Genomic DNA, 21628 nt, shown 5'->3' with positions numbered 1-21628 from the left:
TCGAGGCCATGAGCCGCCCTCCCCTCGCCCGCGAGAAGGTGCTCGACGCCTTCGAGCAGATCCTCATAGAGGAGGGCGAGCGCGCCGCGACCATGGACGCCACCGCGAAGGCGGCAGGCGTGTCGAAGGGCGGCCTGCTCTACCACTTCGGCACGAAGGAGTCGCTCGAGTCGGCGATCATCGATCGCCTGCGGACGCTGGTCGCCGAGGATGTGGCCGTGATGGCCGCAGCCCCCGAAGGACCGATCGCGTACTTCCTGCGCACATCGGTCATGGCCAACGATCCGATCGACCGCGCGATCCTTGCCACGTCGCGGCTCGCGCAAGGCGGCGATCCGGTCGCCAGCGACGCCCTGCGGGACGTTCGCGAGCAATGGGCCGCCGCGCTGCGCCCGCACACGAAGGACGAGGTCGCGCTCGACCTCGTGATGCTCGTCAGCGACGGGCTGTACTTCAACAACGCCCTTTCGGGCGGCTCCATCCCGGGGCCCGTCCCCCGCGGTCCCGCGCTCGACGCCCTCATCGCCCTGGTGGAGGGCGCCAGCCGGAGCTGAGCTCTCCGACGGCTGGTGGAGGCCCCGGCCGGAGCTGAGCTCGCTGAGCGCGGCACTCTCCTGCGACCGCGCGTGAGCGCGACGGCGCCCTCGCAGGCGAATGCCGCGTTCGAGCCCGGCGCCTCAGCTCCGCCGGGCGAGGGCGCGGCGGGCACGACGGAGCATCGCGTGCACCACGAGCGGGTGCGCCAGCGACACCGGAGTGAAGTACACCCGCCCGCGCCAGTCGTTGAACGTCACCACTGTGGTCACGCGCACGACGGCGGCCTCGGCATCCACCCCGACACCGCAGCGGAAGGTGAGGTGCTCGTCGGCGTACTCGATGAGCGCCTCTTCGCCCACCACCTTCCGGACGTCGAACACTCCGCGCGGCGCGGACTCCAGTCCGAGAAGCGGGGCGAGCGCCATGCGCAGGCCCATCGCCGCCTTCACCCACACCGGCGCCGACGACGGAGCGAACAGGGTCTCGGCCCACAGCCGCGGGTCGTCCGTGCTGCGCGGCGGCTTGGACGCGAGGATCACGTCGCCGTAGTCGAACCGCGTCAGCCCCTCGAACGCCAGGCTGCGCAAGACAGGGCCCGCGCCGGACGCGGACACGGGAGCGGCCGCCTGCCCGGCTGCCTCCCCCGGTTGCACCGCTCAGTCCTCGGTGACCTCGATGCGGCGGAACAGGTCGGCGCCCACCGCTTCGCGCATCTCGTCGAGGAGGTCCTCCGGCACCGGCGAGTCCACGGTGAGCACCGACAGTGCGCGTCCGCTCGCGTCGGCCTGCGCCACCTGGAGCCCGGCGATGTTGATACCGGCGCTGCCGAGCTTCTGGCCGTAGATCGCGACGATGCCCGGGCGGTCGGCGTACCGCATGACGAGGTGGTGGCGCTCGATCGGAACCTCGATCTCGTACCCGTTGATGCCGACCACCTTCGGCACCATGCGCGTGCCGGCGAGGGTGCCGGCCACCGTGAGCACGGAGCCGTCGGCGAGCGTGCCGCGGAGGATCGTGATGTTGCGGTAGAGCGGGCTCTCGGCCTCGACGATCAGTCGAGTCTCGATGCCGCGCTGCTCGGCGAACAGCGGCGCGTTCACGTACGAGACGTTCTCGCTGACGACGTTGGCGAGGATGCCCTTGAGGGCCGCCAGCCGGTACACGCTGACGTCGTACGCCGCGAGCTCGCCGCGCACCTCGATGTCGAGGCTGGTGAGTGCGCTGTGCGCCAGGCCGGTGAAGAACTGTCCGAGCTGCTCGACCAGCGAGATGCCGGGACGCACGAACGGGTCGATGACGCCGCCCGCGACATTCACCGCGTCGGGCACGAGGTCGCCCTCGAGGGCGAGCTTCACCGACTTCGCGACCGACACGCCCGCCTTCTCCTGCGCTTCGTCCGTCGAGGCGCCGAGGTGCGGCGTGACGACGACGTTGGGCAGGCTCAGCAGCGGGAACGCCGTGCCGTCCGGTGCAGGCGGCTCGCTCGTGAAGACGTCGAGGCCGGCGCCGGCGATCTCGCCGTCGGTCAGCGCCGTGTACAGCGCCTCCTCATCGATGAGGCCGCCACGCGCGACGTTGACGACGAACGCCGTCTTCTTCATGAGGCGGAACTGCTCGGTGCCGATCATGCCGGTCGTCTCGGGCGTCTTCGGCATGTGGATGGTGACGAAGTCGCTCTGCGCGAGCAGCTCGTCGAGCTCGAGCAGCTGCACGCCGAGCTGCTGGGCGCGCGTCGGGGTCACGTAGGGGTCGTATGCGACGACCGACACCCCGAACGCCTGGAGCCGCGCCGCGATGAGGGCGCCGATGCGGCCCAGACCGATGATGCCGACGGTCTTCTCGAAGAGCTCCGTGCCGGTGTACGAGCTGCGCTTCCACGCTCCGCCGGCGAGCGACGCGTGCGCGGCGGGGATGCGGCGGGCGAGGCTGAGGATGTGACCGACGGTGAGCTCGGCCGCCGAGATGATGTTGGAGGTCGGCGCGTTCACGACCATGACGCCGGCCGTCGTGGCGGTCTTGATGTCGACGTTGTCGAGGCCCACACCCGCGCGGGCGACGACCTTGAGCACGGGGGCTGCGGCGATCGCCTCGGCATCGACCTTGGTCGCCGAGCGGATCAGCACCGCGTTCGCGTCGGCGAGGGCCGCCAGCAGCGCCGGGCGGTCGGTGCCGTCGACGTGACGCACGTCGAAGTCGGGGCCCAGGGCGTCGATCGTGGCGGGAGACAGTTCTTCGGCGATGAGGACGACAGGCTTCGGCACGGGTGGTTCCTTTGGGGGCGGTGCGCGAGCGCGCGGAGCAGGGCAGACCGGATGCCGCGCCGCACGCCGTCGGGGGCGAGGCCTGTGCCAGCCTACCGTCCGCGCGGCGACCTGCCCGACCGTATGACGGCCGTCACCCCGCGCACGGCGGCCGCAGGTCGGGAGTCTCAGCCGAGGAAGGAGGCCGAGTTGAGCGTCGTGTAGGCCACGACGTTCAGCCAGAACACGGCGACGAGCGCGAGGCCGGTGAGCATCACGAGGAGCAGCTCGTGCGGCGCGCGCCGGTACCCGATCGCGAAAGCGCCGGCCCACACGATCAGCGGGAACACCGCGGCGAAGATCCAGATGAACCAGCCGAACGCGTTGAGCGTGAGCCCTGCGCCGGCGAACACCTGGAGCGTCGCCACGAGGTTGCCGATCGCGTTCCAGACGGCGTAGGCGTAGAACAGCCCGACGATGCCCGTGATCGCGGCCACCAGCCAGGTGGGCGTCCTGCCCTGACGCACCGGGGGTATCGCGGCGGGGCCGACGCGCTCAGAGGATGCCGGCGACGCGCCGGCGTCGTCAGGAGAAGGCGTGGGGGTCGTGACGTCGTCGCTCATTGTCCGATCGCCCCGATCATCACGAAGGGCCAGGGCAGCAGCAGGACCACACCCACCGCCAGCCACGCGAACCTGACCCATGCGCGCGAGCGGCGGGTGAGCAGGAAGGTCGTCGCGAACCACAGCACCGGCGCGAGCACGGCGAGCCACAGGCTGCCCTGATACATCACGTCGAGCACCAGGTACTGAGCGCGGCCCTGCAGCCGCAGTCCGCCGATGACCCACCCGATCGCGTAGAGCGCGTAGACGCCGCCCAGCACGCCGAGGGCGACGAGCGCGCCGTTGCCGAGCGATCTCGACTCTGCCACGGCGTCGCCGCGGACAGGTGCCTCTTCGTCGACGGATGCCGCATCCGGCGTGTCCGCGGCGCCGACGGTTTCGCTGCCCTTGCCCACCGCGGTGTACCCCGGCGGGAGCTCCGGCGCCGAGGGTCGCGTGGCGGCATCGGGTGCGGGCTCCGTCCCCGCACTCGCACCGACGTCGAGCGTGGGATCGTCGTCACCGTCCCAGGTCAGGGCGTCGTCGTCGCGTCCGGTCGTCACCGTCTCAGAGTAGTGCCGCGTCGCGATGCGGCCGAGAGCCGCCCGGCGTTGCGGAGGCTCGCGGCCTGTGACGGATCACTCGAACAGGCGCACCATCAGCGTGTGCCAGGTGTTCGGGCCGACGACGCCGTCCGCCGGCGGCAGGAACACCTGCTGGAACTGCCGCACGGCCGCGTCGGTCTGCGGCCCGAAGTCGCCGTCGACGGTCAAGTCGGCCAGCAGTGTCTGTACCGCACGCACCGCCTCGCCCTTGGGCCCCTCAGGTCCGTCGCCCTGCTTCACGGTGATGATGAGACTCGGCCAATCGAGCTGGCCGAGGGTGGTCGAGATCTCGACGGCCCGCAAGGTCTGCTGGAACGCCTGGACGGCCTGTCCGCTCAACGGTCCGAACGCGCCGTCCGCGGCGATCGTCGCACCGTGCGCGCGCAGGAGGTGCTGTGCCGCGAGCACGCGCCAGTTCGTCGCCTGCGACGATCCCTGCTTCACGAGCGCCCACGGGCGCTCCCCCGGCATGAAGGTGCTGAAGAACGACCAGGTCTCGCGGCCTGCCACGCCGTCCAGCGAAAGGCCCCACGACTCCTGGAAGAACTCGACGCGCTCCTTGGTGATCGGGCCGAAGTCGCCGTCGACGATGAGCGGGTCCTCCCCCGGCGAACGAGCGAGCCCGAACTGCTGGACGGCGCGGACGGCGTCGCCCGTCGATCCCTGCTGGACCGCGATCACAAGCCGTGGCCAGGTAATAGGCCCGACGATGCCGTCGGACGGCACCCCCTGCGCTGTCTGGAACGCGCTGACGGCCGCCGCGGTCGCAGGCCCGTACGCGCCGTCCACGGCCACGGCGTGGCCGTGTGCGCGCAGCAGGTACTGGATGCCCGGGACGATCGCGGCGGACGATCCCGGTCCGACGGTGCTCCACGGTTCGACGTTCATGACGGCTCCTCTGAATCGGTGTCCGATGCGGGGTCTGGCCCCACTCGCTTCCGAGGTGTCGGCGGTGCGTCGTGATACGTCCGTCCCGAAACGACGCGACCGAACCTCAGCCCGCGGCGGCGACCGCCTCCGCGACGATGCCGGGGTCTGTCACATCGTGTCCGGCCGAGCCGCCGCCGGGTCCCGACGGCGCATCGTGCCCGGCCCGCGAGCGCGCCGACAGATGCACCGCGTCGACGCCGGCGGCGAAGAGGGCGGGGATGTCGGCCGGCTGCACGCCGCCACCCGCCATGACCTCGACGCCGCCGGAGCGCGCCGCGAAGGCGGCCAACGCGTCGATGCCGTCGATCGACCGGGTGGCGCCGCCCGAAGTCAGCACGCGGTCGACACCTTCCGCCACGAGGGCATCGAAGACTGCCGCGGGGTCTGCCGAGGCATCGACCGCACGGTGGAACACCAGCGTCGCCGAGCCGGCGGCATCCCGCCATCTCCGCACGGATTCGACATCGAGGCCGCCCGCCGGCGTCAGCGCCCCGACGACCACTCCGCCCGCACCACGATCGACGCAGGCGCGGATGTCGGCCGAGACCAGCGCGACCTCCTCGGCGCTGTACACGAACCCGCCGCCGCGCGGGCGCACCAGGACGTTCACCGTCGAGGGATCGACGGCGGCCAGCACACCTTCGAGGATCGCGAGCGACGGCGTGAGCCCGCCGACGTCCAGCGCCTGGCACAGTTCCAGCCTTGTGGCCCCCGCCGCCATGGCGACGCGAGCACCCACCGGATCTTGGACGGCGATCTCGACAGGACGCGCTGACATGTCGCGAGCCTAGCGGGGCGCGTGCGGACCCGCGAAGGCCCGGCTCCCGCCCGAGGGAGCCGGGCCTTCGCCGCGCCGGATCAGAAGACCGGGGTACCGGCACGCACCAGCTTCCAGTTCACCTCGTGGAAGTCGGCGGGGTCGATCACGCCCGTCGCGGACGCGTACGCGACGATCGCCTCGCGGATGGCGACCTGGGCGTTGTAGACGACCGGTGCCGCCGCGATGTGCGGGAACCCGCCACCGCCCGACTGCCGGTAGTTGTTCACCGCCACCACGAAGCGCTGGTCGGCGGCGACGGGCGTTCCCTCCCACGCGAGGTTCGCGATACGCGAGCCCTGCGGCTGCGAGATGTCGATGTCGTAGGTGACCCCCGAGAACTGGTCGAAGTTGTAGTCCGGGGTTCCGAGGGCGTTCGTCCACGTGGCGGGCGCCACCGCTGCGTCGGGCGCGACCGTCAGGAAGTACTTGGCGGAGTACTCGAGGTAGTCCTTGATCTGCGCTCCGGTCAGCACCGAGCCCAGCAAAGTGTTGTCGTAGATGTAGAGGCCGGCGACGTCTTTGATCGTCACCTGACCCGCCGGGAACGTCGCCGCACGGTTGAACGGCGCCGCGAGCGAGATGATCGGGAGGGATGCCTCGGGCGTGCCCGCGATCGCCTTCGACACCGTGTCGATCTGCACGTGGTTGACGTAGTCGAGGATCGCGGTGTCCTTCCAGCAGGACTCGGCGGCCGACAGTGTCTCGGTCGAGGTCGCCACCGGTGTGTTCACGTATGCGACGACCGCGTCGTGCTGCGCCTTCACGACCTGCACCAGTGCCGGATCGTCGGCCACCGTGTTGGTGTTCACGGTGAGGGACTTCGCGGCGGCCACGACCCACTGACCGCGCTCCATTGTGAGCTGCAGGTCGAAGACGCTGAGGCGCTGGCCCCAGTTCTTCGGTTCGCTCATCACGACCTCTTTGCCGGTGACCTTGTTGACCACCCGCACTTCCGGCTTGTCGAGGTGCGCGTGCCCGAACAGGATCGCGTCGATGCCCGGCACCTCCTCCGCCAGCATCCGGGCCGCGTTCTCGACCGGGAGGTCGCTGCCGTACGACGACAGGCCGCTGTCGCCGGCGTGCACGCTCACCACCACGACATCGACGCCCTCGGCGCGCATGATGGGCACCCAGCGCGCCGCCGTCTCCACGACGTCCAGCACGTCCAGGCGACCGCTCACATTGCCCTTGTCCCAGATCACGACGCCGGGGTTCGTGAGCCCGAGGACTCCGACGCGGATCGGCTTGTACCCGGGCACGTGCATCTTCTTGACGATGTACGGCCGGAACGCAGGCTCGGTGGTGCCCGCGTGCACGGCATTCGCTGCCAGGGCCGGGGCATCCAGCTGCGAGATCCAGTAGTCGAGGAAGTCGAGTCCGTAGTTGAACTCGTGGTTGCCCAGCGCCACGGCGTCGTAGCCGATCGCGTTGAATCCGGCGGCGATCGGATGCACGGCGCCGGATGCGTTCACCGGGTCCACCGTCGCGTAGTAGAAGCCGAGCGGCGAGCCCTGGATGGTGTCGCCGGCGTCGAAGAGCAGGGTGCGGTCGCGGCCGCGGTCGGCGCGGATCTGGTTGACGAGGCTCGACACGCGTGCCAGGCCGATGGTGTTGCCCGCGCTGTCGCTGTAGGCGGCGTCCTTGTAGTAGTCCCAGTTGAGCGCGTTGGCATGGATGTCGGAGGTGCCCATGATCGTGATCGTGACCGACCTGCCACCGCCCTCGGCCGCCACCGCCCTCGGCGTCTGCGCCCAGCCCGCGGCGGCGAGCACGCTGGCCGCCGAGACGCCGACGAGGAAGTTGCGGCGACTGAGACCCGACCGAGGCGGGGTGTCCGCCAGCGGGTCGATGTCGTGGTCGGATTCTTGATCAGGCATGTGTTCTCCCATGGCGAGGATCACACCACGCCCGCGTCCCCCGCGACAAGGACCGGCTCATGAGGAAACTCTCAGCAAGCGGGATCGCGGATCAGGCGCGGGCTGCGGCGACCGCGGCGGCTACGATGCCGGGGTCGGTGACGTCGTGACCGTCGACCCCGCCGCCGGGCCCCGACGCAGCGTCCAGTCCCGTCCGCCGGCGTGCCGAGAGATGCACGGCGCGCACGCCGGAGTAGACGATGTGGGGAATGTGCTCGGGAGCCACTCCCCCACCCGCTGTGACGTCCAGCGCCGTCCCGGCCAGGCGCGCGTAGGCCGCCAGGCGATCGACTCCGTCGATGCTGCGCACGGCGCCCCCGGAGGTCAGCACGCGGTCCACGCCATCGGCGAGCAACGCCTCGAAGACCTCGGCGCTTCGCGGCGAGGCGTCGATCGCGCGATGGAAGACGAACGTCGCGGGGCCTGCGGCGTCCCGCCATCGCCGCAGCGCCTCGCGATCGGCGCGGCCGTGCGCGTCGAGCGCGCCCACGACAACCCCGGCGACACCGCGATCGACACAGGCACGGATGTCGGCGGCCACCACGGTGATCTCCTCCGTGTCGTACACGAAGCCACCGCCGCGCGGACGGACGAGCACGTTGACCTTCTTACCGCCGACGGCGTCGCACACCGCCTCGATCGTGCCGATCGAGGGCGTGAGTCCCCCTGTCTCGAGCGCCTGACAGAGCTCCAGCCGGTCGGCGCCGGCCGCGATAGCCGCGCGAGCTCCAGCGGCGTCCTGTACGGCGATCTCGACGACTGCGGTCACGGCACCACCTGGAGCGCGGCCGCGGCATCGCCTCGCAGCGCGTCCGGAACGACGGCTCGCACCGCGCCACCCGGGACACGATCGAACACCGCTTCCGGCCCGCCCAGCCATCGGGCGCGCCCGGCTTCCAGCTCGACCGGGAGCTCGAGCAGCCCTGCGCCGGGATCCAGCGCAATGATGTTCACCGCGTCGTCGCCCGCGGTGTAGGCACGCGGCGCACCGGTCTCCTCGAAGGCGCGCACCCACGGCCGCGTGCCGTAGACCGCCGCGCCGTCACGGCGCAGCCACGCGCCGAGCTCCCGCATCGCATGAGCCTGCAGCTCGGGGATCGAGCCGTCGGCGCGCGGTCCGACGTTGATGAGCAGATTGCCGTTCTTGCTCACGACGTCGGCGAGGAGCCGAATGAGCTCCGTGCCTGACAGCGAGTGGCCGGCATCCTCCGCCTGGTTGTAGCCGAAGGAGTACCCCAGCCCTCGCGTGGACTCCCACGGCTGCGGAACGATGTCGGCGACGTGGGTGTACTCACGGGTCAGGAACCCGTGGCGCGGCACGCCCCAGCGATCGTTGACGGCTCCTTCGGGGACCGCCGCGAGATAGCGGCGCAGGAGGGCGGCGACAGCGTAGTCCTCGGAGCCCTTGCCGCCGTCCGGCCACTCGATGTCGTTCCAGAGGACGTCGGGGCGGAATCGCTCGACGAGCTCATCGAGCTGCGCCGCCGCATACCGCGAGAACCACTCGTCGGCGCGACGGAACCGGAACAGATCCGTGTCGGACTCGATCGGCGGGAAGTCGCTGACGTGCCAGTCGAGCGCGCCCGAGAAGTACACGCCGAACCGCGCGCCCGCGCGGCGGGTGGCGTCGTGCAGCTCGGCGATCAGGTCACGGCGCGGACCGCGTCGCACGGCGTTGAACGTCGTGGTGTCGGTGTTCCAGAGGCAGAAGCCGTCGTGGTGCTTCGTCGTGGGCACGACGTAGCGCGCGCCCGCATCGATGAGCGCGTCGACGAAGTCGTCCGCGTCGAAGCGTCCGGCATCCCACCGGTCGGCCAGGTCCTCGTAGCTCGTGCCCGTGCCGTAGAGCTCCTGATGCCGCTGCCACGTCGGGCTGCCGGCGATGCGGACCGTGTTGGCATACCACTCCGCGTACTGGTGGTGAGCGTACGCGTCCTCGACCGGGACGCCGCCGGGCGGATGCGCCGGCGCCCACGCGGGCACCGAGTACAGGCCCCAGTGGACGAAGAAGCCGAGCTTGGCGTCGCGGTACCACTCGGGAACCGTGGCATCGGGGTACTCCGGCGTCGCCTCGCCGAGATCCGGTCCGGTGCGGGTCTCGAAGTTCATGCCCGCACCTCCGCCCCGCGGCGCCGCGCGACGAGGGGGCGCAGGTCGGGCTCGTCACCGGTCTCGCCGAACGGGAAGGTGCCTGGGCGCAGGCGCGAATGCCCCAGCCGCAGCAGGTCCTGGTCGACCCCGCCCGGGGTCAGGGCGAGCGTCCACCCCGCCGCGAGGTCGTACAGCTCCGGCTCGAGATAGCCGATCTTGACGATCACGATGTCAGCGCTCTCGGGGTCGAGACCCAGCATCCGGAAGTCGTCCAGGTGATGGAAGGGTTTCCGGCGCTCGGTCACGATGGCGTGCACCGCGCCGCTGCGCACGACGACCTGGGTTCCTGCGACGGGGTCGCCGTCGGTGATGGAGAACACTTCGCCGGTGATCGCGACGGGGCCGCTGGGCCCGGCATCCACGCGTCCGCCCACCCGCAGGCTGACCGTCGCGCCCACACCGGCGACGCGAGCGGCGCGCACGGCTTGCGGGTCGAACACGGATGCCGCCAGCACGACGCGGGAGCGGTCCGCGAGGTCCGCCCGCCGCAACAGACGGCCCAGGGTCCACGACACGTCGCCGGCACCGCCTGCGGTGGGGTTGTCGCCGGAGTCCGAGATGACGTACGGCCGCGGTGCACCGGCCGCCAGCGCGATGTCGAGCGCATCGTCGAGCGTCGCCGTCGGGCCGACGAACGCGAAGTCCGACCGGGCGTCCCAGTAGCGGCGCGCAAGGCGCTCGGCCTCGCGCTCGATCACATCGCGGTCGTCGCCTGTCACGATGACGTTCGCATGGCAGCGGGGTTCGTCGGCCCAGGCGTAGCCGACCCACACCGCGGCATCCATGACGCCCTGGAGCTCCTCGACGTCGGGGATGGAGTCGTACAGACCCTTCGCCGGTTCGAGTCTCGTGCTCGTCTTCTCGCCGGGCAGCAGCACGGGCACCCGCACCCACGCCTTGTACGGTCGCCGCGCGTCGGCATCCGCTCCCCCGACGCCTCGCAGGCGCTCGAGCAGATTGTGCACCGCGCGCTGCTTGGTGTTCATCCAGTCCTCGTGCGGCGCCATCCGGTAGCAGGTGATCAGGTCGACGGCGTCGAACAGGGCGTCCGAGACGTTGCCGTGGAGATCCATCGACGCCGAGACGAGGGTGTCGGGTCCGAGCGCGTCACGCACGGCGGTCGCGAGGTCGCCCTCGGCATCGTCCATGCCGACGACGCTCATGGCGCCGTGGATATCGAAGAAGAACGCGTCGAACGGGCCCTGGGCGCGGATGCCGTCGATGATCGCCTCCTTCATGCGCGCATACGTCTGCGGATCGACGGCGCCGCCCGGCAGCGACCGCCCGTGGGTCAGCGGCACCCACTCGGCGGCATCCCGCAGCTCCTCACCGTCCGCGAGGAACGGGTAGTACGCGAGGAGGTCGTCCCCGGTGCGGATCGTGAACGCGCCATCGCCGGAGATGTGCGGCGAGAACGTGCTCGATTCGATCGAGATGCCGGCGATGCCGATCCGCGGCCGGGCGAGGCCGGACGGGTGGAGGGGGCCGAGCGGCCCCTTCCAGATCTTGTCGTGGTCAGGACGCGACGTCACGGACGAGCTCACCTTCTGCGAACGGGGTGGAGGAAAAGGACTGATCGGATGCCGACACCAGCGCCGCGGCGCCGAGCACCACCGCATCCCCGCGCAGCGTGCCGGGGACGACGCGCAGCGGGGCGCCCGAGACGGGCGGATCGGACGCCAGTATGGCGGCGACGGAGGGCGCCAGCAGATCCCACGCGGCGGCGACGCCGCCGCCGACCACCGCGAGTGGCACATCGACGAGAGTCGCGGCCGACACGCATGCCAGGGCGACGGCGCGACCGGCCTCGTCGAACACCCGCACGGCGGCCAGGTCGCCGGCCCTCGCGCGCTCGGCCACCGTTCGGGCGGACGCGATGGGTCGGCCCGTCGCGGACGCGTACCGCCGCGCGATCGACGTGCCCGACGCGAGCGTCTCGAGGTGTCCGGTGCGGCCGCACGTGCAGATCAGTTCGCCGTATCCGGGCGTGTGCCCGATCTCACCGGCGGCCCCATGCGGCCCGTGACGGAGTCTTCCGTCGAGCACGAGTGCGCCGCCGACGCCGGTGCCCAGCATCACGCCGAGGACGTCGCTTCCGCGTCCGGAGCCCCACGCGGTCTCGCCGAGCAGGAACGCGTTGACGTCGTTCTCGACGCGCACCTCGAGAGCCAGCCGCTCACGGAGCCGCGCGCCGAGCGGAAAGCCGGCCCAGTCGACGAACATGTCCGACGCGGCGCGGATGCTGCCGGTGCGAGGGTCGACGACCCCTGCGGCTCCCACACCCACCGCGCCCGGCCGCACGCCGGCGGCGTCGGCCAGCTCCTCCACCAGGAGCGCCGCCGTCTCGGCCATGGCCGCGCCCCCCCTGCGCGCCGGCGTGTCGCGCGTCGCGCGGGCGAGCACCGCGCCGTCGGCGGCGACGAGCGCGCCGGAGGTCTTCGTCCCCCCGATGTCGACGCCGGCGACGACCGCGGAGGACGCTGCAGACCCGCTCATCGGCCGCCCAGCCCTGCCATCGCGATGCCCTTCACCAGGTGCTTCTGAAGGACGATGACGAGGATCGTGGTGGGGATCATCGAGATGATGGCCGCGGCCATCTGGAGGTCCCAACGCGTTCCCGTCAGGCCGGAGAAGCTCGCCAGTCCGACGGGAAGCGTCCCGAGCTGCGCGTAGTCGACCGTCACGATGAGCGGCCACAAGTAGCTGTTCCAGAACGACAGGAACGTGAAGACCGCGAGCACGGCCACCGCCGACTTCGACAGCGGCAGGATGATCTGCAGGAACGTCCGGACCGGTCCCGAGCCGTCCACGCGAGCGGCCTCCTCGAGTTCGAACGGGATCCCGCGGAAGAACTGTCGCATGAGGAACGTGCCGAACGCGGTGAAGGCGAAGGGGAAGATGAGCGCCTGGTACGTGTTCACCCAACCGAACCACTGCATGACCTGGAACATCGGGATCACGAGCACCTCAGCCGGCACCATGAGGGTCGCCAGGAACAGGACGAAGACGGCATCCCGGCCCTTCCACCTGAGGCGACCGAACGCGTAGCCGGCCGTCGTGGAGACGACCAGCACCACCAGCGTGCCGGCGACGGCGACGAACAGCGAGTTGCCGATGTAGGTCAGGAACGGGCCGTAGGCGAAGACCTCGGCGAAGTTTCCCCACTTCAGCTGCGAGCCGACCAGGGTCGGCGGCATCGAGAACATCTCTTCGTTCGGCTTGAGCGCCGAGAAGAAGGCATAGACGAGGGGGGCGACGAAGATCAGCGCCGCGGCATAGACGCACACGTGCGCGATCACCAGGCGGATGCGCTCTCCGGTGGTGCGAGCGGCCGTACGACGGCGCGCCTGCGGTTCGGCGACGAACTCGTCCTCGGAGGTCATGAGCAGCGTCTGCTCGACGGCAGCCGCTTCGATGTCGGTGTCAGTGCTCATAGTGCACCCACTTCCGCTGCGCGGCGAACTGCACGCCGGTGATGACGATGATGATGGCGAAGAGGATCCAGGCCGCCGCTGCTGCCAGTCCCAGATCCCCGAAGGTGAAGCCCTGCTCCCAGATGAACATCACCAGCGGCTTCGTCGCGTTGCCCGGTCCCCCGCCGGTGAGCAGCTGAGGCTGCGCGAACACCTGGAGCGCGGTGATCATCGTCATGATCGTCGCGAAGAAGATCGCCGGCGAGATCATCGGGATCATGACGCTCCAGACGAGACGGAAGCCCCGGGCGCCGTCGATGCTGGCCGCCTCCAGCACGCTCTCGGGCAGCTGCTCGAGAGCCGCCGAGAAGATCAGCATGTTGTAGCCGAGTCCCTGCCACACGCTCATGGCGACCACCATGACCATGGCCCAGGACGGGTCGGCCAGGAAGTTCGGGAGGGTCACTCCGAACCAGCTCTGCGCCAGGCCGTTGAACAGGCCCTGCGGCTGGAGCATCATCTTCCACACCAGGACGTTGGCCACCATCGGCACGACGACCGGGATGAAGAAGAGCACGCGCAGAGCTCCGCGCCCGCGGATGCGGGGGCCGAGCCCGATGGCGAGCACGAGCGACAGCGCGATGCTCATCGGCACGTACAGAAGCGTGTACACCGCAGAGTTGCGCAGCGCGGGCCAGAAGTCCGGGCTCTCCGTGAACAGCTTCACGTAGTTGTCCGCCCCGTTGAAGGCGCGTTCGCCGAACGTCGGCCAGTCGAAGACGCTCATCACGATCGACAGCCCCACGGGCACGATCGTGAACAGGGCGAGCCCCACCAGGGCCGGGCTTGCGAAGCCCAGCGCCTGGCGGGACTCGGCCCTGGCGAGCGATCCGCGACGTTTCGTCGTCGTGATCGTCATTGGTCTGCTCTCTTGCTCAGGTGTGAGGACTCGGAACCGGGTCCGGTCAGTTGCCGAACTGCGTCTGAGCGCTCTCCAGCAGGTCCGACATCTCCATCTGGCCGTTGTAGACACTGACGAGGTTGGGCTGGATGTAGCTGTCGAGCTTCTCCCAGTTCTTCGTCATGTACAGCGGCACCGTGGTCTCGAAGGCGGACTCGAAGACCGTCTGGACCTGCTCGCGGTACTCCTCGTCGATCGAGTCGAAGTAGAGCGGCTGCGATTCGGTGCGCGCGGGATACGAGCGTCCGGACGAGGCGATGTAGTCCTGTGCGTCCTTTCCGAGGAGAGAGCCCATCACCTTCAGGGCCTCCTCGGGGTGGTCGCACGTCTTCGAGATGCCGTAGCCCGAGCCGAGGATCGGACCCGAGTTGCCGTGGTCTCCGGTCGGCAGCGGCGCCATCCCGGCGGCGAAGCCGGACTCGTTGCTGAGGTAGCTGACGGCGTTCCATGTGCCGTCGACCGCCATCGCGGCGTTTCCTCCCGTGTACTGGTTCTCACCCCAGCCGGTGTCGGATGCCGACGCGACAGGCGCCGCGACACCGAGGTCGGTCACGAGGCCGGAGTACCACGAGGCGGCATCCACGAAGTCCGCGTCGTCGATGTGGAGGGTGCCGTCTTCAGAAGCGGGCTGCTTGCCCGAGTAGGCGATCGGCATCGACATCCACTGATAGCCGCCCATTCCCATGCCGAAGCCGAACTTGCCGTCGGTCGTCGCAGCCGTGGCGATGTCCTCGAAGTCGTCGAACGTCCATCCGATCTCGGGCGTCGCTGCGCCCGAAGCGGTGAGCATGTCCTGGTTGTAGTAGACCAGCATCGTCGCGACGTCGAACGGCACGCCGTACAGGCCGCCCTCGAAGCTGAGGATGCCTTCCGCGCCGGGGTTGAAGTCGGCGAAGTCGAGGCCGGCCGTCTCGAGGTCGTCGGCGCTCAGTTCACGGAAGCCGTCGGTGAAGCCGCCCAGCTGAGCGCCGCTCATTCCGGTGACGCACGCCATGTTGCCGCTGGCCATGTTCGTCGTGAGCTTCGTGAAGAAGTCGTTCCACGGGGCGGTCTGGAGCTTGACCACGACTTCGGGGTTCTCCTCCTGCGCGATCGCGACCTGCTTCTCGAGCGCGGTCGTGTCATCCTCGCTCCCCGCCCACATGTCCACTACGATCGTCGGCTTGCCGTCGGCGGACGTATCCCCGCCGGACCCGCTCGCGCACCCCGTCAGCACCACCGCTACGCCGGTGGCCGCGGCCACCGCGCCGACGCGCAACTTCTTCATCGAATGTCTCCTCTGTCAGCAGTCTTGGTCAGGTTGTTTCGATTGTCAAACTAACCTTGTACTCTTGTGTCGCAAGTACCCTCGCAGGTTTCGATTTGCGACGCAACCTGAACATCGGATGTTTATCGACGTGTGATACTTCGTCACGTCTCGGAAACACGGCCCGCCCCACCACCTGCGAGAGGCAACATGACCCCGGACACCGACCGCTCCTCCGCCGACGAAGAGCTCTCCCGCCGCATCGTCGATCTGATCGCGCGCGGCGAGGCACGCTCCCGCTCGGAGCTCGCCGCGGCCCTCGGCCTCGCACCCTCTACCGTGAGCCTGCGCGTGCAGTCGCTGCTCGACGCCGGTCTTCTCGACGAGCGCGGCGAGGGCACCTCACGCGGAGGACGCCGCCCTCGGTTGCTGGGTATCGACGAGAACTCCGGCATCGTGCTGACGGTCGACCTGGGCGGCGGCCACGCGCGCGTCGGCGCCCACTCCCTGAGCGGGAAGCTCCGGGAGACGCGATCGATCCCCGTGGTGCTGGCAGACGGGCCGGAATCGACGCTCGACGCCGTCTGCCGGGTCTTCGACGAGCTCGGCCGCGACACCACCATCCGCGCGATCGGCATCAGCCTCCCCGGCCCGGTCGACATCGCCACCGGCACGGTGACCCAGCCCTCGCGGATGCCCGGCTGGCCGGGGTTCCGCGTCGTCGATCACGTCCGCCAGCGCTACGGAGTCACCGTCGCTGTCGACAACGACGCCAACCTCGCGGCGCTCGGCGAGCACCGCGCGCAGTTCGGCGCGACAGGGCACAGCATCACCGTCAAGGCCGGCACGGCCATCGGCAGCGGCATCATCGTCGACGGCCATATCCACCGCGGCGCCACCGGAGCGGCCGGCGACATCACCCACACACGCATCGACGGCAGCGGCGACATCCCGTGCTCCTGCGGCAACACCGGATGCCTCGAGACCGTCGCGAGCGGTGCGAGCCTGGTGCGCCAGATGCGCGAGCGAGGACGCACCGACGTGGCGACGACCGTCGACGTGCTGGCTCTCGCCCGCGATGCCGAGCCGGAGGCGACGACCATCGTGCGGACCGCGGGCACGCACCTCGGGCAGGCGCTGTCCGGCGTGGTCAACTTCTTCAACCCGCACGCCGTGTTCCTCACGGGCAGCATGAGCGCGTCCGAGCCCTTCATCGCGGCCGTGCGCAGCCGCGTCTACGAGGCGTGCCACCCGCTGGCGACGCAGCAGCTGCGGATCGAGGCCGCGCAGACCCGGGCCGACGCCATCCTCTACGGTGCGGCGCGGTGGGCGCTCGACAATCTCGAGCTGCCCACCGCCTGAAGGTCAGCCCTCTTCGAGCGTCAGCTCGATGACCGGAACGAGCACGTCGGGCCGCACGACCGGCAGGTGGACGGTCAGTGTGCCCTCCGCCTCTCCGGCCGGAGTCAGGTTGCTCGCCACCTGCGACGGATCGGCGACCGAGGTGCGCAGCCACGAGCCGTCGTGGAGGAAGCGCGCGTACGACACCCTGCCGGCAAGATCCGGCAGGTGGACGGAGCCCAGCGGCCACGAGAACAGGTGCAGGTACAGCCGGCGGCCACGCCGGGTGTAGACGCCCTCTCGCGGAGGCGCGGCATCCGCATGACCGGCGCCGACGATCGAACCACGGTGCAGCCGCATCCACTCACCGATCTCGGAGAGCGTGCGCTCATCGCGCGGGGCGATCGCGCCGCGGCCGTCCGGCCCGATGTTGAGCAGCATGTTGCCGTCCATCGACACTGAGTCCGCCAGCATCTGCACGAGCAGCGTCGCCGACTTCTGCTCGGTGTTGTCGCGGTGATAGCCCCATGAGCCGTTCATCGTCTGGCAGGCCTCCCAGACCTGCGGCTCGCCGTCGGTCATGAGCGGCGCAGTGGGCTGATACTGCTCCGGCGTCACGAAATCGCCCGGGATGCCGAGCCGATCGTTGACGAGCATCTCCGGCTGGAGTCGGCGGCACATCGCCAGCAGGGCCTCGGCATCCCAGTCCTCCGGGCCCTTGCCGGCCAGCCCGTCCATGGTCTCGGGAGAGGTGAAGTCGAAGAAGAGGTAGTCGATGCGGCCGTAGTCGGTCAGCAGCTCCCGCACCTGGGCGTGCAGGAACTCGCGGTAGCGGGCCATGTTGCGCCCCTCGTTGAGGGCGGCGACGTCATCACCGCGGCGAGGATGGTTCCAGTCGACGGTGAAGTCTGGATGGTGCCAGTCGAGGAGCGAGTGGTAGAGGCCGACGCGCAGCCCCTCCTCTCGGAGGGCGTCCACGTACTCGCGCACGAGGTCTCGGCCGCAGGCGGCCACGGAGTTGAAGTCGCTGACGGCGGTGTCCCAGAGCGCGAAACCGTCGTGGTGCTTCGTGGTGAGGACCACGTAGCCCATGCCCGTCTCCTTCGCGCGGCGCGCGAGCGCCCGCGCATCGAAGAGGTCGGGATCGAAGTGCTCGAAGTACTGGCGATAGTCCTCGTCGGTCAGTCGCTCGTAGTTCTGCACCCACTCATGACGCGCGGCCGCGCTGTACAGACCGAAGTGCACGAACATCCCGAATCGTGCCTCGTCGAACCACTGCTGTCGCATCCTCGCCCCACTCACCTTTCATCTGTGCGTGGCTCCATCCTCGCACAGACATCGGATGTCTGCGGGTGTAGGGCGCGCTCGCGCAGACGAAAGAGCCCGGTCCCTGCCGGGACCGGGCTCTCGATGCCCCGCGAGGTGCGCGAGGCGTGGGCGGTTCAGCGCGCGGCGTTGCCCTCCACGTAGTCCTCGTCCTGCTGCTTCCAGGCGAAGAGCGAACGCAGGTCCTTGCCGACCGACTCGATCGGGTGGGCAGCGGCCTTCTCACGCAGCTCGAGGAACTCGACGGCGCCGTTGTCCTGGTCGTCGATGAAGCGCTTGGCGAACGCGCCCGACTGGATGTCGGCGAGCACGGCCTGCATGTTCTCCTTGACGTGCGGGTCGATCACACGCGGGCCCGAGACGTAGTCGCCGTACTCGGCGGTGTCGGAGACCGACCAGCGCTGCTTGGCGATGCCGCCCTCCCACATGAGGTCGACGATGAGCTTCAGCTCGTGCAGCACCTCGAAGTACGCGATCTGCGGCTGGTAGCCGGCCTCGGTCAGCGTCTCGAAGCCGTACTGGACGAGCTGCGACACACCGCCGCACAGCACGGCCTGCTCGCCGAACAGGTCGGTCTCGGTCTCTTCGGTGAACGTCGTCTTGATGACGCCCGCACGCGTGCCGCCGATCGCCTTCGCGTACGAGAGCGCGGTCGCCCACGCCGAACCCGAGGCATCCCGCTCCACGGCGATGATGTCGGGGATCCCGCGCCCGGCGACGTACTCGCGGCGGACGGTGTGGCCCGGCGCCTTCGGGGCGACGAGAATCACGTCGACGCCCTCGGGCGCCTCGATGTAGCCGAATCGGATGTTGAAGCCGTGCGCGAAGGCCAGCGTCTTGCCCGCGGTCAGCTTGTCCTTGATGCTCTCGTTGTAGATCGAGCGCTGGTGCTGGTCGGGCGCCAGGATCATGATGAGGTCGGCCCATTCGGCCGCGTCGGCGACCGACTTGACCTCGAAGCCCTCGTCCTGCGCCTTCTCGGTCGACTTCGAGCCGTCCTTGAGCGCGATGACGACCTCGACACCCGAGTCGCGAAGGTTCTGGGCGTGTGCGTGACCCTGCGAGCCGTAGCCCACGATCGCCACCTTCTTGCCCTGGACGATGCTCAGGTCGGCATCGGCGTCGTAGAAGATCTCAGCCATCTTCGTGTTTCTCCTTGATGTTGTGGTCTATGGGTCAGCCGCGCAGGACGCGCTCGGTGATGCTCTTGCCGCCGCGACCGATGGCGACGAGGCCGGACTGCGCGAGCTCCTTGATGCCGAACGGCTCGAGGGCGCGCAGGAAGGCCTCGACCTTGCCCTTGTCGCCGGTCACCTCGACGACGAGCGCGTCGGGAGCGTAGTCCACGATCTGCCCGCGGAACAGGTTCACGACCTCGAGCACGTTCGAGCGCGTCTGGTTGTCGGCGCGCACCTTCACGAGCATGTGCTCGCGCTGGACGGATGCCGACGTGTCGAGCTCGACGATCTTGATGACGTTGATGAGCTTGTTCAGCTGTTTCGTGACCTGCTCGAGCGGCAGTTCGTCGACGTCGACCACCACGGTGATCCGCGAGAGTCCGGGGACCTCTGTGACGCCCACGGCGAGCGATTCGATGTTGAAGCCGCGGCGTGCGAACAGCCCGGCGACGCGGGTCAGCAGACCCGGCTTGTCCTCCACGAGGAGGCTCAGCACGTGACTCGTCATGGCCTCAGTCCTCCTGCTCGTCGAAGGCGGGCGAGTGATCCCGCGCGTACTGGACGTAGCTGTTGCTGACGCCCTGCGGCACCATCGGCCACACCATGGCGTCGGCGCTCACCACGAAGTCGATCACCACGGGGCGATCGTTCGTCTCGAGCGCGGTCCGGATGGCGCCATCCACGTCCTCCTCCTTCTCGACGCGGATGGCGAGGCAGCCGTAGGCCTCGGCCAGCTTCACGAAGTCGGGGATGCGGACGGTGCCGTGGCCGGTGTTGAGGTCGGTGTGGGAGTGACGGCCGTCGTAGAACAGCGTCTGCCACTGGCGCACCATGCCCAGTGACGAGTTGTTGATGATCGCGACCTTGATGGGGATCTCGTTGATCGCGCAGGTGGCGAGCTCCTGATTCGTCATCTGGAAGCAGCCGTCGCCGTCGATCGCCCACACGACACGGTCGGGCTCGGCGACCTTGGCACCCATCGCCGCGGGCACCGAGTAGCCCATCGTTCCGGCGCCGCCCGAGTTCAGCCACGCGTTCGGACGCTCGTACTTGATGAACTGCGCCGCCCACATCTGGTGCTGACCCACGCCGGCGGCGTAGATGCCCTCCGGGCCGGTGAGCTCGCCGATGCGCTTGATCACGTACTGCGGCGACATCAGGCCGTCGGTGGGCTGCGAGTACCCGAGGGGGAACTCGTCGCGCAGGCCGTCGAGGAACGACCACCACTCGGCGATGTCGGGAGCGGAGTCGCGGCTCACCGCACGGAACGCGGCGTCGAGGTCGACGAGGACGTCCTTCAGGTCCCCGACGATCGGAACGTCCGCGGTGCGGATCTTCGAGATCTCCGCCGGGTCGATGTCGACGTGCACGACCTTCGCGTTCGGCGCGAACAGCGCCGCCTTGCCGGTGACGCGGTCGTCGAACCGCGCGCCGAGGGCGACGATGAGGTCGGCCTCCTGCAGGGCCAGCACCGCCGGGACGGTGCCGTGCATGCCGGGCATGCCGAGGTGCTGCGGGTGCGAGTCGGGGAACGCGCCCCGCGCCATGAGCGTGGTGACGAGCGGTGCGCCGGTCGTCTCAGCGAGCGAGCGCAGCTCTTCGGAGGCGCGCGCGCGGATCACGCCACCCCCGACGTACAGCACCGGCTTCTTGGCGTCGGCGATCAGCTGCGCCGCAGCCTGGATCTGCTTGCCGTGCGCCTTGGTCACCGGACGGTAGCCGGGAAGGTCGATGTTCGGCGGCCAGATGAAGGGTGCCTCGGCCTGCTGGGCATCCTTGGTGATGTCGACGAGGACCGGACCGGGACGGCCGGTCGAGGCGATCTCGAATGCCGCGGCGATCGCGCCGGGGATGTCCTCGGCGCGCTTCACCAGGAACGAGTGCTTCGTGATCGGCATGGTGATGCCGACGATGTCGGCCTCCTGGAAGGCGTCGGTGCCCATGAGGGTTGAGAACACCTGCCCGGTGATGCACACGATCGGCACCGAGTCCATGTACGCGTCGGCGATCGCGGTGACGAGGTTGGTGGCGCCCGGGCCGGAGGTCGCGATGGCGACGCCGACGCGACCGGACGCCGCGGCGTAGCCCTCCGCGGCGTGGCCGGCGCCCTGCTCATGGCGGACGAGGATGTGGCGCACCGACTCGTCGTCCATGAGCGGGTCGTAGACGGGCATGATCGCCCCGCCGGGAAGACCGAAGACGTCGGTCACCCCGAGCAGGTCGAGCGAGCGGACGACCGCTTCTGCGCCCGTGAGCACGGGCGTCGAGGCGGTGCGGGCTGGCGGCCGGGGAACGGCCGCGGCGGTGTCGGCTGACATGGTGAGATTCCTCACAGATGGGTCGGACGGGATGCCGGAAGCCA

The 21628-nt window shown here is 69.7% G+C and carries 20 protein-coding genes; 2 read left to right on the top strand and 18 right to left on the bottom strand.

Features of this window, described 5'->3' with window-relative positions; translation table 11 throughout:
• Positions 1 to 8: 8 nt before the first annotated feature.
• Positions 9 to 554: a TetR/AcrR family transcriptional regulator gene (locus tag Q9R08_RS05900; RefSeq protein WP_308866955.1), complete on the top strand. Its 546-nt coding sequence runs from the start codon at positions 9 to 11 to the stop codon at positions 552 to 554.
• 123 nt (positions 555 to 677) lie between these two features.
• On the opposite strand, the gene Q9R08_RS05895 is transcribed toward Q9R08_RS05900, so the two are convergent.
• From Q9R08_RS05895 to Q9R08_RS05830, 14 genes are all read right to left on the bottom strand, one after another.
• On the bottom strand, positions 678 to 1151 hold the full coding sequence (locus tag Q9R08_RS05895; protein WP_308866954.1) for a DUF2867 domain-containing protein: 474 nt from the start codon (positions 1149 to 1151) through the stop codon (positions 678 to 680).
• Between the two features lie 42 nt (positions 1152 to 1193).
• Positions 1194 to 2798 (bottom strand): phosphoglycerate dehydrogenase, encoded by a 1605-nt coding sequence (gene serA / locus Q9R08_RS05890; RefSeq protein WP_308866953.1) that lies wholly within the window; start codon positions 2796 to 2798, stop codon positions 1194 to 1196.
• A gap of 167 nt (positions 2799 to 2965) precedes the next feature.
• A complete protein-coding gene (locus tag Q9R08_RS05885; RefSeq protein ID WP_308866951.1) occupies positions 2966 to 3400 on the bottom strand; it encodes a bacitracin resistance protein in 435 nt (144 codons plus the stop codon).
• Entirely contained in the window at positions 3397 to 3942 is a 546-nt protein-coding gene (locus Q9R08_RS05880; RefSeq protein ID WP_308866950.1) for a DNA polymerase III subunit gamma/tau, read from the bottom strand. Before Q9R08_RS05880 ends, Q9R08_RS05885 begins: the two co-directional genes overlap by 4 nt.
• A 75-nt stretch (positions 3943 to 4017) precedes the next feature.
• Positions 4018 to 4872, bottom strand: coding sequence for a peptidoglycan-binding domain-containing protein (locus Q9R08_RS05875; protein ID WP_308866949.1), 855 nt, complete (start codon positions 4870 to 4872; stop codon positions 4018 to 4020).
• 106 nt (positions 4873 to 4978) lie between these two features.
• The gene (locus tag Q9R08_RS05870) at positions 4979 to 5692 is read right to left on the bottom strand and encodes a copper homeostasis protein CutC (RefSeq protein ID WP_308866948.1); all 714 of its coding nucleotides are present in this window, start codon (positions 5690 to 5692) and stop codon (positions 4979 to 4981) included.
• 80 nt (positions 5693 to 5772) lie between these two features.
• Positions 5773 to 7611: a 5'-nucleotidase C-terminal domain-containing protein gene (locus Q9R08_RS05865; RefSeq protein ID WP_308866947.1), complete on the bottom strand. Its 1839-nt coding sequence runs from the start codon at positions 7609 to 7611 to the stop codon at positions 5773 to 5775.
• Between the two features lie 91 nt (positions 7612 to 7702).
• Positions 7703 to 8419: a copper homeostasis protein CutC gene (locus Q9R08_RS05860; RefSeq protein WP_308866945.1), complete on the bottom strand. Its 717-nt coding sequence runs from the start codon at positions 8417 to 8419 to the stop codon at positions 7703 to 7705.
• Positions 8416 to 9759: an alpha-L-fucosidase gene (locus tag Q9R08_RS05855; RefSeq protein ID WP_308866944.1), complete on the bottom strand. Its 1344-nt coding sequence runs from the start codon at positions 9757 to 9759 to the stop codon at positions 8416 to 8418. Before Q9R08_RS05855 ends, Q9R08_RS05860 begins: the two co-directional genes overlap by 4 nt.
• Positions 9756 to 11333: a M81 family metallopeptidase gene (locus tag Q9R08_RS05850; RefSeq protein ID WP_308866943.1), complete on the bottom strand. Its 1578-nt coding sequence runs from the start codon at positions 11331 to 11333 to the stop codon at positions 9756 to 9758. Before Q9R08_RS05850 ends, Q9R08_RS05855 begins: the two co-directional genes overlap by 4 nt.
• Positions 11317 to 12297 carry an ROK family protein gene (locus Q9R08_RS05845; protein ID WP_308866941.1) on the bottom strand — a complete coding sequence of 327 codons (981 nt, stop codon included), beginning with the start codon at positions 12295 to 12297 and terminating at the stop codon, positions 11317 to 11319. The genes Q9R08_RS05850 and Q9R08_RS05845 overlap by 17 nt, the downstream gene beginning before the upstream one ends.
• Positions 12294 to 13235, bottom strand: coding sequence for a carbohydrate ABC transporter permease (locus Q9R08_RS05840; RefSeq protein ID WP_308866940.1), 942 nt, complete (start codon positions 13233 to 13235; stop codon positions 12294 to 12296). The genes Q9R08_RS05845 and Q9R08_RS05840 overlap by 4 nt, the downstream gene beginning before the upstream one ends.
• The gene (locus Q9R08_RS05835) at positions 13225 to 14133 is read right to left on the bottom strand and encodes a carbohydrate ABC transporter permease (protein WP_308866939.1); all 909 of its coding nucleotides are present in this window, start codon (positions 14131 to 14133) and stop codon (positions 13225 to 13227) included. The genes Q9R08_RS05840 and Q9R08_RS05835 overlap by 11 nt, the downstream gene beginning before the upstream one ends.
• 46 nt (positions 14134 to 14179) lie before the next feature.
• Entirely contained in the window at positions 14180 to 15442 is a 1263-nt protein-coding gene (locus Q9R08_RS05830; RefSeq protein ID WP_308866938.1) for an ABC transporter substrate-binding protein, read from the bottom strand.
• Between the two features lie 189 nt (positions 15443 to 15631).
• Between Q9R08_RS05830 and Q9R08_RS05825 the strand changes: the two genes are divergently transcribed.
• Positions 15632 to 16783 carry an ROK family transcriptional regulator gene (locus Q9R08_RS05825; protein ID WP_308866937.1) on the top strand — a complete coding sequence of 384 codons (1152 nt, stop codon included), beginning with the start codon at positions 15632 to 15634 and terminating at the stop codon, positions 16781 to 16783.
• Positions 16784 to 16786: 3 nt separating this feature from the next.
• On the opposite strand, the gene Q9R08_RS05820 is transcribed toward Q9R08_RS05825, so the two are convergent.
• The 4 genes from Q9R08_RS05820 to Q9R08_RS05805 form a co-directional block, all read right to left on the bottom strand.
• On the bottom strand, positions 16787 to 18049 hold the full coding sequence (locus Q9R08_RS05820) for an alpha-L-fucosidase (protein WP_308866936.1): 1263 nt from the start codon (positions 18047 to 18049) through the stop codon (positions 16787 to 16789).
• Positions 18050 to 18204: 155 nt separating this feature from the next.
• Positions 18205 to 19230, bottom strand: coding sequence for a ketol-acid reductoisomerase (gene ilvC / locus Q9R08_RS05815; RefSeq protein ID WP_308866935.1), 1026 nt, complete (start codon positions 19228 to 19230; stop codon positions 18205 to 18207).
• Positions 19231 to 19264: 34 nt separating this feature from the next.
• Positions 19265 to 19774, bottom strand: a complete 510-nt coding sequence (ilvN, locus tag Q9R08_RS05810; RefSeq protein WP_194415144.1) for an acetolactate synthase small subunit — start codon at positions 19772 to 19774, stop codon at positions 19265 to 19267.
• A gap of 4 nt (positions 19775 to 19778) precedes the next feature.
• The gene (locus Q9R08_RS05805; protein WP_308866934.1) at positions 19779 to 21584 is read right to left on the bottom strand and encodes an acetolactate synthase large subunit; all 1806 of its coding nucleotides are present in this window, start codon (positions 21582 to 21584) and stop codon (positions 19779 to 19781) included.
• Positions 21585 to 21628 lie beyond the last annotated feature (44 nt).

The organism is Microbacterium psychrotolerans, from assembly GCF_031085295.1.
Classification (GTDB): Bacteria; Actinomycetota; Actinomycetes; order Actinomycetales; family Microbacteriaceae; genus Microbacterium; species Microbacterium psychrotolerans.
The sequence above is the reverse complement of the archived record's forward strand: the minus strand, read 5'-3'. Positions and strand labels throughout refer to the sequence as shown.

Bases quoted from the DNA above. Each gene is read 5' to 3' on its own strand.
- Q9R08_RS05840 (WP_308866940.1), bottom strand. From the start codon at position 13,235: ATGAGCACTGACACCGACATCGAAGCGGCTGCCGTCGAGCAGACGCTG.
- Q9R08_RS05885 (WP_308866951.1), bottom strand. From the start codon at position 3,400: ATGAGCGACGACGTCACGACCCCCACGCCTTCTCCTGACGACGCCGGC.
- ilvC (WP_308866935.1), bottom strand. From the start codon at position 19,230: ATGGCTGAGATCTTCTACGACGCCGATGCCGACCTGAGCATCGTCCAG.
- Q9R08_RS05820 (WP_308866936.1), bottom strand. From the start codon at position 18,049: ATGCGACAGCAGTGGTTCGACGAGGCACGATTCGGGATGTTCGTGCAC.
- Q9R08_RS05875 (WP_308866949.1), bottom strand. From the start codon at position 4,872: ATGAACGTCGAACCGTGGAGCACCGTCGGACCGGGATCGTCCGCCGCG.
- Q9R08_RS05805 (WP_308866934.1), bottom strand. From the start codon at position 21,584: ATGTCAGCCGACACCGCCGCGGCCGTTCCCCGGCCGCCAGCCCGCACC.
- Q9R08_RS05865 (WP_308866947.1), bottom strand. From the start codon at position 7,611: ATGCCTGATCAAGAATCCGACCACGACATCGACCCGCTGGCGGACACC.
- Q9R08_RS05845 (WP_308866941.1), bottom strand. From the start codon at position 12,297: ATGAGCGGGTCTGCAGCGTCCTCCGCGGTCGTCGCCGGCGTCGACATC.
- ilvN (WP_194415144.1), bottom strand. From the start codon at position 19,774: ATGACGAGTCACGTGCTGAGCCTCCTCGTGGAGGACAAGCCGGGTCTG.
- Q9R08_RS05855 (WP_308866944.1), bottom strand. From the start codon at position 9,759: ATGAACTTCGAGACCCGCACCGGACCGGATCTCGGCGAGGCGACGCCG.
- Q9R08_RS05835 (WP_308866939.1), bottom strand. From the start codon at position 14,133: ATGACGATCACGACGACGAAACGTCGCGGATCGCTCGCCAGGGCCGAG.
- Q9R08_RS05825 (WP_308866937.1), top strand. From the start codon at position 15,632: ATGACCCCGGACACCGACCGCTCCTCCGCCGACGAAGAGCTCTCCCGC.
- Q9R08_RS05900 (WP_308866955.1), top strand. From the start codon at position 9: ATGAGCCGCCCTCCCCTCGCCCGCGAGAAGGTGCTCGACGCCTTCGAG.
- Q9R08_RS05870 (WP_308866948.1), bottom strand. From the start codon at position 5,692: ATGTCAGCGCGTCCTGTCGAGATCGCCGTCCAAGATCCGGTGGGTGCT.
- Q9R08_RS05830 (WP_308866938.1), bottom strand. From the start codon at position 15,442: ATGAAGAAGTTGCGCGTCGGCGCGGTGGCCGCGGCCACCGGCGTAGCG.